Genomic DNA, 14,049 nt, shown 5'->3' with positions numbered 1-14,049 from the left:
CTATGTCCGGGCGCACCAGAGTTCGACGTCGCGGTTCTCACTCGGTTCGTCGAAGCGGGCCTTGGCGCGGCTGGGCGTCAGCAGGACCCTCGCGGGCTTGGCGTTGCTCTTTCGGCGGGAACCCCTGGGACCCCCGCTGTCGGCGTACTCCTGAAAGCGCTCACCCGGATACGGATGAACGTGCCCGGGCCCGGGCGATTCAGCGGAAGGCGTTGACGTTCTCTGCTGCCCACTGCCGGAACGGGCGAGCCGGCGTTCCAGTGATCTGTGAAACCGTGTCACGCACCATCAGAAGCTCGTCGTTCACGTCTCCGCCCGTGACGTCGAGCACCGCGTCCGCGGCCTCGGCCCCGAAGACCGCAGCCATCTGTGCGTGGGCCTGCCGGCGACTGATCTCGGCGAAGGGAACCTCTCGGCCCAGCGCTGCCGCGATGGCCTCCACCTGCTGTCGGGCGGTCACCGGCTCTGGACCGGTCAAGGCGTACGTGCGTCCGTGGTGGCCGGGCTCGGTCAGTGCCACGCGTGCCACCGATGCGATGTCCGCGGGGTGGATGGTCGGCAGCTCGGTCGCGGCGTACGGTGCACGAACGGTCTCGTGGCCACGGATGGAAGCGGCCCACATCAGGCTGTTCGAGGCGAACTGCGTCGGCCGCAGAATCGTCCAGGCCATGCCGCTCTCCTTGAGCAGGTGCTCCACCGCCAGGTTCTCGCCGGCGGGGCCGAGGTGCGGGTGGGTCTGGACGGTGATGGACGACACCAGGACGACGTGCTCCACGCCCGCCTGCCGGGCGGCTTGGAGGATGTCGGCGTCTGATCCCAGACGCGACACAAGAAACAGGGAGCGCACCCCTTCCAGCGCGGGCCTCAAGGACGACGGCTCTGCAAAGTCGCCCTCCACCGCCTCGACCCCTTCGGGGAAAGCTGCCCGTGCGGAATCACGGGTGAGCCCTCTCAGCGGCCCGACACCGCGTGCGTGCAGTTCTTTCAGCAGGGCGCTGCCTATGTTTCCGGTGGCTCCGGTCACGAGGATCATGTGCGTGTTTCCCATCGTCAGATGATCAAGTAGGTGACCCACGCTAGAACCTCGATCACACTTCAGGTCAAGAAGACGCCCGGCATTCCCGCCGCCGGGCACGTTCATCCGTACCCGGCTGGGGTGTTCACGAGTACGCCGACACCCGCGGCCGCGGCGGCGCTGTGCCGGGCCGGGATCCGGTGCTGTGTCCGCGGAAGCTCCCGCCGCCCGGGCCCGCACCGTGTCTCCGCCGGTCCACGCAGACGGTGCCCGATCACGGTGGTGACGTGTCCGCCCGCCAGGGCGGAGGGTGTGGCTTGATCGGTCGAATCCGTCCCCGGTCGCGAATCGTGCGGCAGGCCAAATGCCGTTGTCGGTCACTCGATCACGCTGTTACGCTCCGCTCGCGTCCTCGACCGCGAAAAGGAGGTGGGAACCGTGAGCCAACCGACTCTCATGTGCTCCCACCCCGTTCCGAGGACGCCGAGGATCTGAAGGGGAGCGCGTCGCCACCCGGAAGGACCCCTCACGTGACCGATCTGGTCATCCGCCCCCTCGCCACAGGCGAGGAAGCACTCTTCGAATCTCTGCCCGATCCCGGCCTGGTCGGCTTCGCCGCCTTCGGCGACACCTACAGCGGGATGGCCGCCGCCGGTGAGTACCGCCCCGAGTGGACCTGGGTGGCCCTGCGTGACGGAGCCGTCGTCGCGCGAGCAGCTTGGTGGGCCGGGCCGAAGGACGACAAGCCGGTCGCCCTGGACTGGTTCGACTTCACGGACGCCAGTGCGGCCGTACAACTGCTCCGCGCCTCGCCCCTGCACGCCGAGTACTCACTCAAGCTGTCGCCCGGCTGGCGCGACGTCCCCGCGGTCCGGGAGCAGGCCCAGGCCCGGATCGACGCGGCCATCGCCGCGGGAATGTCTCCTCTGGTCGAGCGGTTCCGCTACCGCTGGACGCCGGACCGCGGCGTGCCCGCGCGCCCGGGCCGCCTCGAATTCCGTCCCGAGCCCGACGACGCGGCGGTCCTCGACGTCTTCCGCCGCATTCACCAGGGCAGTCTCGACGCCCATGTGCGCCGCACCGTCGCCGCATCCGGGTTGGAGGCGGCCGCCCAGGAGGAACTGGACTATCTGCGCTGGTTGCCGAGCCCGCGCGAGTGGTGGCGCCTCGCCTACGACCCTGCCGGGGAAGTCGTCGGCCTGAGCGTCCCCGCCCGCCACTACGGAGACCCTCTCATCGGCTACATCGGCGTCGTACCCGAGCACCGCGGCCACGGATACGCCTATGACCTGCTCGTCGAGGCCACCCACAAGCTCGCTGACGAGGGCGTGGACCGCATCGTGGCCGGGACCGACCAGACCAACGTTCCGATGGCCGCCCACTTCGCGAGGGCCGGCTACCCCATCACCCAGGAACGCATCGACCTGATCTGACCCGGAGACAGGAAACGGTGTGGGACTCGGGGTGTGACACCCGAGCCCCACACCTCCGCTCCTGCGCCCTTCAGCAGCCTGTGTGCCCAGGTCAAGGGGTTGGGCACACAGGCGGAGACCGATCAGGGACAGGGGCAGGTGCAGGTGCAGGTGTCTCGTCGAGGCAAGCCAACCGCTCGTCCGCGCAGCGCGAGGACTCAACGCCCAGCCCTGCTCACGGCCCTGATCACGGCCCTGATCACCGATGAGGCCGGCCGTACGCATCCGCCAAGGGCCCAGTGGAGGCGCAGCGGAGTACGTTGCGTCATTGAACTTGGCGTCGGAGGAGAACCTTGCGCGTCGACGAACAAAGCCCTGTCGGAGAACCTCGCACGGCCGAATGAGGGGCCGTGGAGAACCTCGCATCGCCGAACGAGGCAGGCCGAGAAGCGTCGTGCCGTTGAACCAGGCGTCGGAGGAGAACGTTGCCTTGTCGAACCGAGCTCGGCCGAGGTGAGAGTGGCCGGGCTCAACACCCTGCTCCGGTACGCGACCGCCGCACGCTGGCAGGACACCTTCCGCGAGAATCGGCTCCGGCGGGCGCAGGTCCTGCGGTCCGCGTCCCATTCCGGGGCAAGAATCTGCGCGGCTGGCGCCGCGGTCACAACCGCGATCACGCCAAGATCCGCGGCCTCGGCGAGCGTGCCATGGCCACCTTCTAATGCTGGCGGCGCTGATCCCCTTCTTTGAGTAGCGCTGGGCCTGGTGCCGGCGCTGTGTCCCAGGGTGTGGCCTTGCGGATCCCTAACCGAGCTGGGCGTGTCGGCGGGTTCCGGTGATTACGCGGCCGAGTTGGTCGTCCAGCGCGGCGAGGATCGCCGGCTTCGGTGTGCCGTCGGGGTCGATGTGCGTGTGCAGGGCGAGCCCCTTCTACCGAGCCCTGCTGCAAGGACGCATCCTCCTCCCTACCCCAGACCTGCTTCACCGGATGCTCACCGACACGGTCCCCACAACCGGCGGCGCCCCGCCCGCTGTCGCCTACGGCCTGGGTGTCTACGTCTGCGCCACAAGCTGCGGCCGTGCGTACGGCCACGGCGGCAGCGCACTCGGGTACCTGGCCTTCGCCCTCAACAGCCGCGACGGGCGCGACCAACTCGTCGCCCACACCAACTGGAACTCGTTCGCCGACACCGGGATCGACGAGGACTTCTGGGCTGCCTTCCAGCAGGGTTGCCGCGGAAGGCCCGGGTGGATCCCATCGGCGCCAGATGGTCCAGATAGTACGGACTGACTGACTGCGACTGACCTTGTCGTCGTGGTGTCGTAAGGGTGAGGTCGGTGCCGGTGAGGTATCCGTCGATGATGTCGCTGCGGTACCGGATCTGGCGGAGGCCTTCAGGGTCAGTAGGCGGTGCGGCCGCATTTTTTACTGACGATGCGGAACCGTTCGGCCGTCCTTCATGTCACTCCATGCAGGAGCGACCAACTCCCATGACGACCAGGGGGAAACATGAAGTTCACCCGTTCCGTCCTTACCACCAGCGCATTCGCCGCTTTGGCCCTGGGGGCCACGACCGCGTTGGCGGCGCCCGCCTCCGCCGCGCCCAACACCACGCCGCAGAAGGTCTGCGGAAGCGCCTACAAGACCGTGAACTCGGCCGCCATCGGCTCGCTGGGCACCGTCTACCTGACGTACAACGCCTCGAACGGCAAGAACTGCGTCGCGACCATCCGCAACAACCCGGGTGCGGCCGTGGACATGGCCCTCTGGATCGAGGTCAACGCGACCTCGGAGCGGGGCGAGGACTACGGCCGGTACACGTCCTACGCGGGCCCGGCCTACGTGTACGGCAAGGGCCACTGCGTCGACTGGGGCGGCGGCATCAGCAACGTGCACGTGCAGGTGTACAACTCCAACTGTGGCGCGCGCAAGGAGCACCGGGTCACCGAGGTCCGCTGACCCGAGCCCCTCCTGACCGCGACGTTCTATACCGTCGTACGGTCGTCGGGGGCAGGACACACGACCCGACGACCGCACACGGGAACCGCCGTGGTCAGGCTCGCCCCGGCAGACTCGCCGAGTTCTGCCGGGGCGAGGGCGCGTCCGGCCCTCTCCCTCGCGTGCACGACCGTCCGCTCGGCGCGTCACCGCAACCGGGGCACCTGTCCTGCACACCTGGGGCTTCGCCCTCTACCTCGCCAACCGAGACAAGTACGAGGACAACCTCCTGCCCACCAGCCTGCCTATCGGCAGCCCCGAAGACTGCATGGCCTGTGCCTGCTCCCTCTCCCTCGGTGACCCGCGGGCCTGACCAGCGCCCCTTCAGGAACCAACGCGAAGGAGGACTACCGCGTTTCGAAGGCAACCCATGTGTTCCCCGGCTGCTCGGGCTTCCCAGGCACCGGTCGCCGTTCCTCGGTCCAGGCCTCGCCCGCGACTTCGAAAGCGACGCGACGCCAGAAGCGTGCCGCGCCCGCGTTCTCCTACTGAAAAGCGATCTCCCATCGGCCAGGGTGCGCGGCGAGGACGGCCTGCACCGCTCGCAACCCGAGGCCCGACCGGCGTGCCCCACGCACCACGAAGAAGCTGTTCAGCACGCGCGCATCGCTGTCCAGCGCGCGTACGAACGCAAAGCCGACCGGCCGGTCACCAGACCATATGAGATAGGCCGACCAGTTGGGATCGCCGATCGCCGACTCTAGCCACTCGCGGCGGTAGGTTCCGTCCGGGTTCGGCAGGACGCCCCAGAACTCCGACAGGTCGTGCAGGAAAAGCGGCCAGAGTCGTTCCAGGACGTCACGGTCCTCGGCGCCCGCTCTGCGGACAACACAGTCTGCCATCTGATCCTCCTCGAGGGTCGGAACGATCGGACCGATCGGACCGGGGGCCGCCCGCTCGTTCGGTGGTCGGGCCCCATCGGACCGTCAAAGGCGCCTTCGGCGTCGCTGCGCGTGCGCGATGCGCGCTGCGCGCTGCGCACCCTGCCGTCAGTGCTCGGCGTCGGCATGCTCACCTGGGTCATGCCCCAGGTCCTGCGTCACGGGCAGGCACTCGGCGGGCAGGCACTCGGCGAGGAGGTCGATGACGTCGCGCCAGGCTCGCTGCGCGTGCTGTGGGTGGTAGCCGACGCCGGGGACCGTGGGGTGGTCGACGGGCGGGTGGTGGAAGGCGTGCAAGGCGCCGCCGTAGATTGTCAGGCGCCAGTCGACGCCCGCGGCCTGCATCTCGGCGGTGAACGCGTTCCGTTGCGCGGGCGGCATGATCGGGTCTTCCGACCCGACCCCGGCCCACACCGGGCAGCGGATGCGCGCCGCCTCGCCCGGGCGGCCCGTGGTGGTCGCGTTGACTGTTCCGATCGCGCGCAGGTTGACGCCGTCGCGCCCGAGTTCCAGCGCGATGGCGCCCCCGGTGCCGTAGCCGACGGCGGCGATCCGGTCGGGGTCGGTCCGCGGTTCGGTGCGCAAGGCGTCGAGCGCCGCGTGGCCGATGCCTCGCATCCGGTCGGGGTCGGCGAGCAGGGGCAGGCAACGGGCCAGCATCTCCTCGGGGTCGCCCAGATAGCGTCCGCCGTGAAGGTCGAAGGCCAGCGCCACGTATCCCAGTTCGGCGAGAGCGTCGGCTCGGCGGCGCTCGACGTCGCTGAGTCCCATGCCCTCCGGTCCGAGCAGCACCGCGGGCCGTCGGTCGACACCGGCCGGGAGCGCGAGGTGCCCGATCATCGTCAAACCGTCGGCCGGATACTCGACCGTACGTGTCGTGATCGTCGTGATCGTCGTCATGAGACTGGACTGTAGTGATCGTCGAACCCGGTCCGGCCGGTGTTCCGCCGCCGGCAGAACAGCGCGGGTATCCCTCTGAGATTCGGCGAGAGCTCACGAGAACCGTCACACGGACTGACCGACGGGTGCCCGGAGCCGGGGCGAACCGCACGGAGGTCAAGGCTCCTTCGTCCGGGTTGGCGGTCAGAGGTCTTCCCGCGCCGGACACGCCTCGCGGTGGCGTCGGAGGCCACATGGGGGGAACCGAACTCGCTCCTCCGGAGCGTCAGCCTCTTCGCCGGCCGGCCTCAGTCACCCGATGGCCGGGTAGGCCATCGCGTTGGTTCCACTGAGTGCCAGGCCGACGTACTCGTTCACGGCGTAGGGCGCGATGCTCGGGGGCGTGGGCAGGTCCTCGCCTGTGCGGGCGTCCAGTGTCAGCGGGCCGCTCTCGGTTCTGCCGTAGATCCGTCCGTGCCACACGGCGGTCACCGTGGGCGCGATCCGGTTCGTGGCTTTGTTCGGCAGTGTCCACCGGAGCTCGCCGTTGGAGGTGTCGAAGGCCGATACGGAGAGGCCCTTCCAGTTCCGGAAGCAGACCAGGGTGCTGATGCCGTCGTACTCACAGTCGCCGTCCATGTGCGGGAGTTCCTTCTGGATCACCCCGGTCTGCGGATCGACCAGCCGGTCGAAGCTGACGCCAGCCTTGTTCTGCCCGCGGACGTGGACGAATTGAGGCCCTCCCGTGCCCACGGCCGGATACTCGCTGTCCTCCCCACGCCAGCGCCGTTCTCCCGTGTTCAGGTCGTATCCGGCAGCGGCTTGGTAGTCACTGTCGATCGCATCCTTCGTGATACCCACCATGGTGCCCTTCACGATCTCCGTCGCTTCGAGCAGGTCACGTGTCCACAGCACCCGGTGGTCCACCAGGTCGATGGCGTAGGTCATACGGCCGGCGGGCTTGAAGGCGCCGACCGTCAGCAGCGCCACGCGGCCCGAGCTCGCGGCGACCGTTGGGATCAGCGGGTACGGCATGTCCTTCGCCCACTCCGGAACGTCCAGTGACAGCCGCCATGCGACCTGCGCACTGGCCGCGTTCACCGCAGTGAGCTCTACCAAGACCCGCTCGGCATGTGTGCCCGCCGCCGGCTGCTTGACGACGAACGAGGCCAGGGCCAGCGGCGAGGCGCCCTCCGTGATGACCACCGGGTGCGTGAACGTGAAGAAGCCGACGCTGTTCCCTGGATTCGATACCGGCTTCGCTTGGGGGGCAATGGTGGTCACGGCACCCTTGGTGGTGTCGATGGCCAGCAGATTCTCCTGTGTGGCCACGTAGGCCATGTCCTTGTAGAGCTTCACCGGATTCCTGAGCAGCCCCAAGTCCTTGCCCTTGGCACTGAGCAGCCCGGCGGTGGCGGCCTTCGGCATCGGCACGCCTGCCTTGGCGTCGAACTTCGCCGGCGGGTCGAACACCGCGCGCCCGGGCTTCGCTGAAGTGCTCGTCGCTCCGTCAGGCTGCGGGCTGCAGCCTGCGACGGCCCCCAGCAGGAGCAGTACGCAGGATGCCCAACGGCCGACGTCACGGCTCAAGTTCACTAGATCCTCTTCCCCTCCAGCTACCGACGATCACCTTACGGTCGAAGCGAGGGATCGCCGCATCCACAATCGGCCGGTTCGGCTCACAATGCGCCGGACGGCCAGGATCGGGCCCAGCCGGCTTTGAGGGGCCACGGCGACGGGGCGCCTGACCGCTCGCTCGGCCGGGATCGCCCATGACGGCGAATGCGCTCGGCCTCGGGCGCCGACCACGCCGCCCGCTGGGCGGTTGCCGAGGTGGGCACCAACGGGCCGGGTTCCGCCCGGCGAGCGCACCATGGTCAAGTGTGCTTGACACTCACTGTCAAGCACGCTTGACTTGCGGCCATGTCGAGCACACACAACATTGCAATGGGCAAGTTACGCGCACCGATCGGCACTTACATCCTCATGGTTGTGATGGGAGTGGCTCTCGCCGCAGCTTTCGGCGCTGCGGCGGCACTGTTCCGCGAAGGCAACGAGATGCTCACCTTCGGGGTGTTCGCCGCCACGATGCTGGGGCCGTGCCTGTCCCTGTCCTGGTTCGTTCTCGTCGCGCGCCATACGGTCTCGCCCGACCGTCATGCCGAGGAGAACATCGAACACCTTTGGATCAAGAACGCCACCAGCGGGGCATGCACCGACACGTGTGCGGCCTGCGGGATCGCGCTGACCGCGGTCGTCACCACGGGGCTGGACATCAGCGGGACCGCGGCACTGGGCGGAGTCCTCGTGCTCATGCTGGCCGACACGACTGTCCGCTACCTCGTCGAGAAGCGACGGAGCCGCTGATGGACAACGAGCTCCCGTCCCTGCGTTCCGAGCGCGGATGGTCCCAGGCGCGCCTCGCGCAGGAGATCGGCGTCTCACGGCAAACCGTCATCTCGATCGAGCGCGGACGTTTCGATCCGAGCCTTCCGCTCGCCTTCCGCATCGCGCATGTCTTCAACCGGACGATCGAAGACATCTTCCGCCCGGACGAGGAAGCCTGACGGGTGGTTGTGGCCGTGGCCGCTTGGCCGCACACGCCGTGCGACACCGCGTGGCACGCGCTGGGTCATCACGTACTTCGCACCAGGCGACAGATCGCCGCCCGTGAATGCGGGAGTTGCGCGGCTCCCCTGCTGGACCGGTGCGTAGCGGACAAGGAGTTCCGCGACCGACGCTGGAACCCCTCCGGGGGCACCTCTTGGGCGCAGGCAAGCACGAACGCCCCGCGTTCTTCCGGCTCGTATCCGTACAGAGCGACGGCCGGGCAGTTCACCAGGTGGGTGACGGGGTGGCACTGGTCGTAGGTGCGGTGCCCGTCGAAGCAGTCGGCCTCGTCCCGTGCCCATGGTTGACCGCCAGTCCGCGTGCGTGAGAGCCTGCCGGTGGCTCTGGGCTCATGGAGCTGCAGGCCCTCTCTCGCCGCGTCTCCTGTCAAGACGCGCGAGTTTCCGGGCGCTCGCCTGTTCGTGGTCTTCCGACCTCAGGGTGCGCTCCTCGTTCCGGCTCTCGCCGAACCTTCCCCGTTGCTCGCTGCCGGCGCCGCCGTGACGCGCCGCAGCCGCCCCCCGTAGGAGCGCGGGGAGTTGGCATCGTCCCCCCATTCCGCCCCCATCCGACCAGTCATGTGGATCCAGAGATTGCGAGGTAGGCAATGCCGCTGCGATTGCGCTCGACGACAGCCGAGGATCAAGCGGGATCGCGCCCCGATACTCGGCCGTTCTGGCTCCTGATCGTGGGGTGCCTGCTCAACAGCCTCGCGTTCTTCACCATGGTGCCGTTCCTGACCCTGTACCTCTCGGACACCACCTCACTGAGTGGAGCAATGATCGGAGCGCTCGTTGGCAGCATCGCGCTCATCCAAGCGGTGGGAAGCCTGGCCGGAGGGTCGTTCACGGATCGATACCGGCCCACCATGTTGCTGAGGTGCGGCGTGCTGATCTACACCGTGGCCTGTGCCGCGCTGACTACCGCCCGATCGCTGCCGCTGCTCGTAGCCTTGATCGCCCTCATGGGGATCAGCGAGGCGATCATGAACCCCTCGATGAAGAAGTTGCTGTCCCTGGCGTCGACCGCGATGGGCGATGGCGCTTTTCGCGCCAGATACGCGGCTTTCTCTTTGGGCGCTGTCCTTGGCCCTCTCCTGGGAGGACTGCTGTACCAGGGCAGCCGTCGGGGGCTCTTCGTTGCCTCGGCCGTGTTGTTTGCCGGTTACCTCCTGCTGCTCCAGGCCGGGAAGCGGCTTCTGGAACCCCTGGAGGGCGCAGGGGCGGGAGGAAAGCAGAAGGGCTCGTGGCGCCACGCGGTTCGGGATCGGACGCTGCTCCGGCTGACAGCCGGAGCACTGGTGCTGACCTTCGTCTTCGCGCAGTTCGAGTCGATGATCCCGCTCTACCTCAAGGCGGAGCGCGGTTCGGACGCGGTGGGGCTCTTCTCCATGCTCTTCTCCGTGCACGCCGTTCTCGGGATCCTGCTCCAGGTTCCGGCAGTGCGCCTCTCGAAGCGGTTGCACACGGGGAGGATCGCGGCCATCGGGAGCTTCGGCTTCGCCACAGCCTTCCTGTGCTTCCCGATGATGCGGGCATCCTGTGTGTGGCTTGTCGCCGCGGTCGTCGCGTGGACCGTGGGGGAAGCGCTCTTGATGCCCCTGCCCGACGTCACCGTCCATGAGCTTGCCCCGGACGAGCACAAGGGCGCGTACTTCGGGCTGGCCGAACTCCGGTATCTCGGGTTCTTCGCCGGCCCTGCCGTCGGTGGAGCACTGCTGGACGGCTCCAGCAGTGCGTACTTCCTCTCCATGGGTGTCGCCTCGCTCGGCATCCTCGGGCTGTTGGCCAAACCCTTCACAACCCGCCAGGAGGACCAGGGCAGGGCCACTCCATCGACGAAGTAGCACTTCACTGCCGGCCGATTCCACCGATCCGATCCGGTCTTGTGGAACGTGATGCGCCGCTGTATGCGGCGCCCGTTCCAGCGTTCGATCTCGTCCTGAGAACCGACGAAACCATGAATCTCCATGGTGTCGAACGCCGCCCTTTCGGTCATTCGAAACTCAGTGGCCCGACGGTTTTCCGGGGACGAACTCCCAGTGATCGCGCTCTGAATCCGACAACACAACCCAGTGGTCGAGCTCAACGGTCATGGGCTGATGATCGTCCATGTGAATCGGCTCTGCTTGGTGGCCGTGCATCGAGCACCACCATGAGGAGAACGCCTTGGACGCGCTCCACTCGTCCCCGACGTCGCGCGTCCCCTGGTGGGCCGCGACGTCACCGAGTGGGTCGCCGAGTACAACGTGAGGTCCGGGCGCAGCCTGTAGGCAACCGCTGCGAGAATTCGCCGGTGGCCACCATGCGCCGCCCGTTCGGCACCGGACCGAGCACCACCGAGGCCACGAGCCACGCCGCCGGAGGATGTCCAACCCCTGCGGCCACCCGCCGAGCGCGTCGAACCTGACGGCCGCCACCCAACTGCCGAACTCTTGGTGCTCGGAAGCGCGATGCCCATCGTCGTCCCGTCCGGCGCGATGGTCTCTACCGTTCCGCCGGACACAGCCGGCACGGCCACAGTGACCTTTCCGTCGGCAGTGTCCGTCACTGCCCTGCCCACCTCATCCCTGGCGCCCGCCGTGGTCGGCACGAGGTCGTGGGTTCCCAGGGTCACCTTGTGGCAGGGCAAGAAGTGGTCGGCGCGTACGAGCGCTCTGTTGCACTGCCGTGCGACGCCGACCGTCACGCCACTCCGTCCTACGTCGTCGTATGGCGCTGAGGTTCCGAACGAACGTCGCGGTGGTTCAAGTACGTGCTGTGTCGGTTTCCTAAGATTCGACGGCAGAGGGGAATCCCGGGCGGTTCCTGGGCGGGTGCACACCAAGGACGAGAAACTCGTGAACCAAGAGAAGCCCAGCCGCGTGGCCGTCGGCGCAGGTACCGGCGCCGATATGGACATCCGCCAAGGGGTACGTGGCAGGAGTGGGACCGGGCGTGCCAAGGCCCGCCGGATCAGGGTGAGTTCGCCACCGGGCCACGTCGGTGTCCGTCAGCGCCGGCAACGCCTCCACCAGCGGGGGCCCGGCGGACTCCATCCGGACAGCCCTGCTCCACTGGAGCTCGCTGTTGGTCAACCGATTCCACGCCTTCTGCGCATCGAGGCCGGACGCGGCCGAGCCGGGCACCGGTCCGACGTGAAGACACCATCGTCCTGACTTCGGCCCCCTCAGTACATGAACGCAATCAGCTCTTTGATCGTCGAGGAGCTGTTTTTCAGAAGCCCGGTGGTCGGACAGTGCCGCCGTGGGAAGCGGAGACATGATGGGCAAGAGTCTTTACGACTACGTCGTGGTGGGGGCGGGGACTGCGGGGTGCGTGATCGCCTCCCGGCTTTCGGAACGCCCCGGCGCGCGGGTGCTGTTGCTGGAGGCGGGAGCCCGGGACGCGACCGAGGCAATGGCATCTCCTTGGGGGTTCCTGGGGTTCGACCCGTCGTCCCTCTGGCTGGGCGCCTCGACCGTGCAGGTCGGTACGGGCAGGGCCGCTGATGTGCTGCGCGGTAAGGCGCTCGGCGGATCGTCGAGTGTCAACGGCCTCTACCACCTGCGGGGGCACCGCTCCGGTTACGACGAATGGCCCGGACTCGGTGCTCCGGGCTGGGGTTTCGACGATTTGCTGCCCTATTTCCGCCGCAGCGAGAGCACTCGCGGTCGTGATGCCTCCGTGCGGGGCACGGACGGGCCGGTCGTGGTCGCCCCGGTTCCGGAACCCCACCCCCTGGCCACGGCGTGCGTCGACGCCGCGGTGCAAGCCGGGTTCACGCGCGTCGATGACATCGGCGGCGGGCTGGAGACCGGGTTCGGGTGGAGTGACATGAATCTGCCCGGCGGCGCCCGCCAGAGCGCGGCAGACGCCTACATCCGTCCGTTCCCGGACCGGCCGAACCTGGACGTCGTCACGGGCGCGACCGTGCAGCGGCTGCGCATCACCGCGGGCCGCTGCACCGGCGTCGAGTACACCGTGGGTGGCGAGCACCTGTCCGCCGAGAGCGCCGAGGTCATATTGACCGCGGGGGCCATCGGTTCCGCGCACCTCCTGATGCTGTCAGGGATCGGACCGGCACGGCACCTTGGTGAACACGGCATCGATGTCATCACCGACCTGCCGGGAGTGGGCTCCCATCTGCAGGACCATCCGATGGCGGGCGTGGTGTACGAGGCCGGCCGGCCCGTACCGTTCGTTCCTGCCAATCCGCCGGCCGAAATGATGGGCCTGCTGTACAGCGACCCCGCCGCGGCTCGGCCGGACCTTCAGGTCTATGTCGTCGCCGCACCGCTTCCGTCGGCATGGGGCCGGCCGCCGGCCAACGGATACTCCATCGCTTTCTCCGCGATGGCTCCGCACAGCAGCGGCACCGTGCGCCTGGCGGACGCCGATCCCGCCGGCGCTCCCGTCGTCGACCCCGGCTACCTGAGCGACGACCGTGACCTGGAGGTCATGCGCAAGGGCCTGGCAGTGGCACGCCGCATCGGGGAGGCCGACGCGTTCGCCGACTGGCGCAAGCAGGAAGCGGTGCCGGGCTCCGAAACGAGCGGTGAATCCGTGGACGAGTTCCTCCGCAAGGCTACCGGCCCCTACTTCCACTTCACCGGCACCTGCCGCATGGGAACCGGCGCCGATGCCGTCGTCGACCCTGCGAACCTTCGCGTACACGGGATCGCCGGACTGCGGGTCGCCGATGCCTCGGTGATGCCGTCCATCCCCTCGGCCAACACCAACGCGACCGTCTACGCCATCGCCGAACGGGCTGCCGAACTGCTCGACTGAGCCTTCTTCCGCGCCCACGGCGCTTCCACAACGCGCTTCGTCCCCGGTCGCGCGCCGGATGCGGCCCAGACCCCGGGTCATCGCGGGGGCGGTGACCTGCAGACGCGCGGCCGGCCCGGCCACACTTCCCTCTTCCAGCGGCACGTCGAGTGCGGCGGGCGGGTTCACATCCAATTGCATGTGGGTAATCCTTGCCGTTCTTCACATGCATTTGAAGTTAATGGTGGGGCTCTATACCTTCGAGACGAAAGCGCGGGAAGAAGACGAAAACGCGGGAAGCAAAGCGCAGTTCGTCCCCGACCGGCCTCATCACCCCTCTACACAACGGGAGTACCACCATGTCCGAGACCCTTCAGACCACCGATGTCGCCGCTGTCGCCGCCTCGGATGCCGACCTGCTCGACCAGACCGTGATCGCGGTGCGAGCGGCCGGTTCGGCGCTGCGCGAGCGCTTCGGCGAGGTGGTCCACCACCAGACCCGCGA

11 protein-coding genes and 1 pseudogene are annotated in these 14,049 nt (G+C 68.1%); 7 read left to right on the top strand and 5 right to left on the bottom strand.

Annotation, left to right across the window (positions count from 1 at the left end; all coding sequences use genetic code 11):
- Window positions 1-199: 199 nt before the first annotated feature.
- A complete protein-coding gene (locus tag ACFYW3_RS34410) occupies window positions 200-1,033 on the bottom strand; it encodes an NAD(P)H-binding protein (protein WP_389388451.1) in 834 nt (277 codons plus the stop codon).
- 512 nt (window positions 1,034-1,545) lie between these two features.
- Here ACFYW3_RS34410 and ACFYW3_RS34405 point away from each other — a divergent pair.
- From ACFYW3_RS34405 to ACFYW3_RS34395, 3 genes are all read left to right on the top strand, one after another.
- On the top strand, window positions 1,546-2,448 hold the full coding sequence (locus ACFYW3_RS34405) for a GNAT family N-acetyltransferase (RefSeq protein WP_389388397.1): 903 nt from the start codon (window positions 1,546-1,548) through the stop codon (window positions 2,446-2,448).
- 967 nt (window positions 2,449-3,415) lie between these two features.
- On the top strand, window positions 3,416-3,718 hold the full coding sequence (locus ACFYW3_RS34400; protein ID WP_389388396.1) for a hypothetical protein: 303 nt from the start codon (window positions 3,416-3,418) through the stop codon (window positions 3,716-3,718).
- A 219-nt stretch (window positions 3,719-3,937) separates the two neighbouring features.
- On the top strand, window positions 3,938-4,387 hold the full coding sequence (locus ACFYW3_RS34395) for a spore-associated protein (RefSeq protein ID WP_266974347.1): 450 nt from the start codon (window positions 3,938-3,940) through the stop codon (window positions 4,385-4,387).
- A 524-nt stretch (window positions 4,388-4,911) separates the two neighbouring features.
- Here the strand turns inward: ACFYW3_RS34395 and ACFYW3_RS34390 are convergent.
- The 3 genes from ACFYW3_RS34390 to ACFYW3_RS34380 form a co-directional block, all read right to left on the bottom strand.
- A complete protein-coding gene (locus ACFYW3_RS34390) occupies window positions 4,912-5,268 on the bottom strand; it encodes a GNAT family N-acetyltransferase (RefSeq protein ID WP_389388395.1) in 357 nt (118 codons plus the stop codon).
- Window positions 5,269-5,415: 147 nt separating this feature from the next.
- On the bottom strand, window positions 5,416-6,198 hold the full coding sequence (locus tag ACFYW3_RS34385; protein WP_389388450.1) for a dienelactone hydrolase family protein: 783 nt from the start codon (window positions 6,196-6,198) through the stop codon (window positions 5,416-5,418).
- Between the two features lie 300 nt (window positions 6,199-6,498).
- Entirely contained in the window at window positions 6,499-7,776 is a 1,278-nt protein-coding gene (locus ACFYW3_RS34380; RefSeq protein WP_389388394.1) for a PQQ-binding-like beta-propeller repeat protein, read from the bottom strand.
- 333 nt (window positions 7,777-8,109) lie between these two features.
- On the opposite strand from ACFYW3_RS34380, the gene ACFYW3_RS34375 reads away from it, so the two are divergent.
- The 4 genes from ACFYW3_RS34375 (at window position 8,110) to ACFYW3_RS34360 (ending at window position 13,565) form a co-directional block, all read left to right on the top strand.
- Complete coding sequence (locus ACFYW3_RS34375; protein WP_389388393.1) at window positions 8,110-8,553, top strand: hypothetical protein; 444 nt, start codon at window positions 8,110-8,112, stop codon at window positions 8,551-8,553.
- Window positions 8,553-8,753, top strand: coding sequence for a helix-turn-helix transcriptional regulator (locus ACFYW3_RS34370; protein ID WP_389388392.1), 201 nt, complete (start codon window positions 8,553-8,555; stop codon window positions 8,751-8,753). The genes ACFYW3_RS34375 and ACFYW3_RS34370 overlap by 1 nt, the downstream gene beginning before the upstream one ends.
- A 731-nt stretch (window positions 8,754-9,484) precedes the next feature.
- Window positions 9,485-10,642: an MFS transporter gene (locus ACFYW3_RS34365; RefSeq protein ID WP_389388391.1), complete on the top strand. Its 1,158-nt coding sequence runs from the start codon at window positions 9,485-9,487 to the stop codon at window positions 10,640-10,642.
- Between the two features lie 1,399 nt (window positions 10,643-12,041).
- Window positions 12,042-13,565, top strand: coding sequence for a GMC family oxidoreductase N-terminal domain-containing protein (locus tag ACFYW3_RS34360; protein WP_351750371.1), 1,524 nt, complete (start codon window positions 12,042-12,044; stop codon window positions 13,563-13,565).
- A 36-nt stretch (window positions 13,566-13,601) separates the two neighbouring features.
- Here the strand turns inward: ACFYW3_RS34360 and ACFYW3_RS34355 are convergent.
- A pseudogene (locus tag ACFYW3_RS34355) lies at window positions 13,602-13,745 on the bottom strand (LysR family transcriptional regulator); the annotation flags it as partial.
- Between the last annotated feature and the right edge of the window lie 304 nt (window positions 13,746-14,049).

This window comes from Streptomyces sp. NPDC002602 (genome assembly GCF_042889445.1).
In the GTDB taxonomy this organism is placed as follows: domain Bacteria; phylum Actinomycetota; class Actinomycetes; order Streptomycetales; family Streptomycetaceae; genus Streptomyces.
This window is presented reverse-complemented; position numbering and strand designations above follow the sequence as displayed.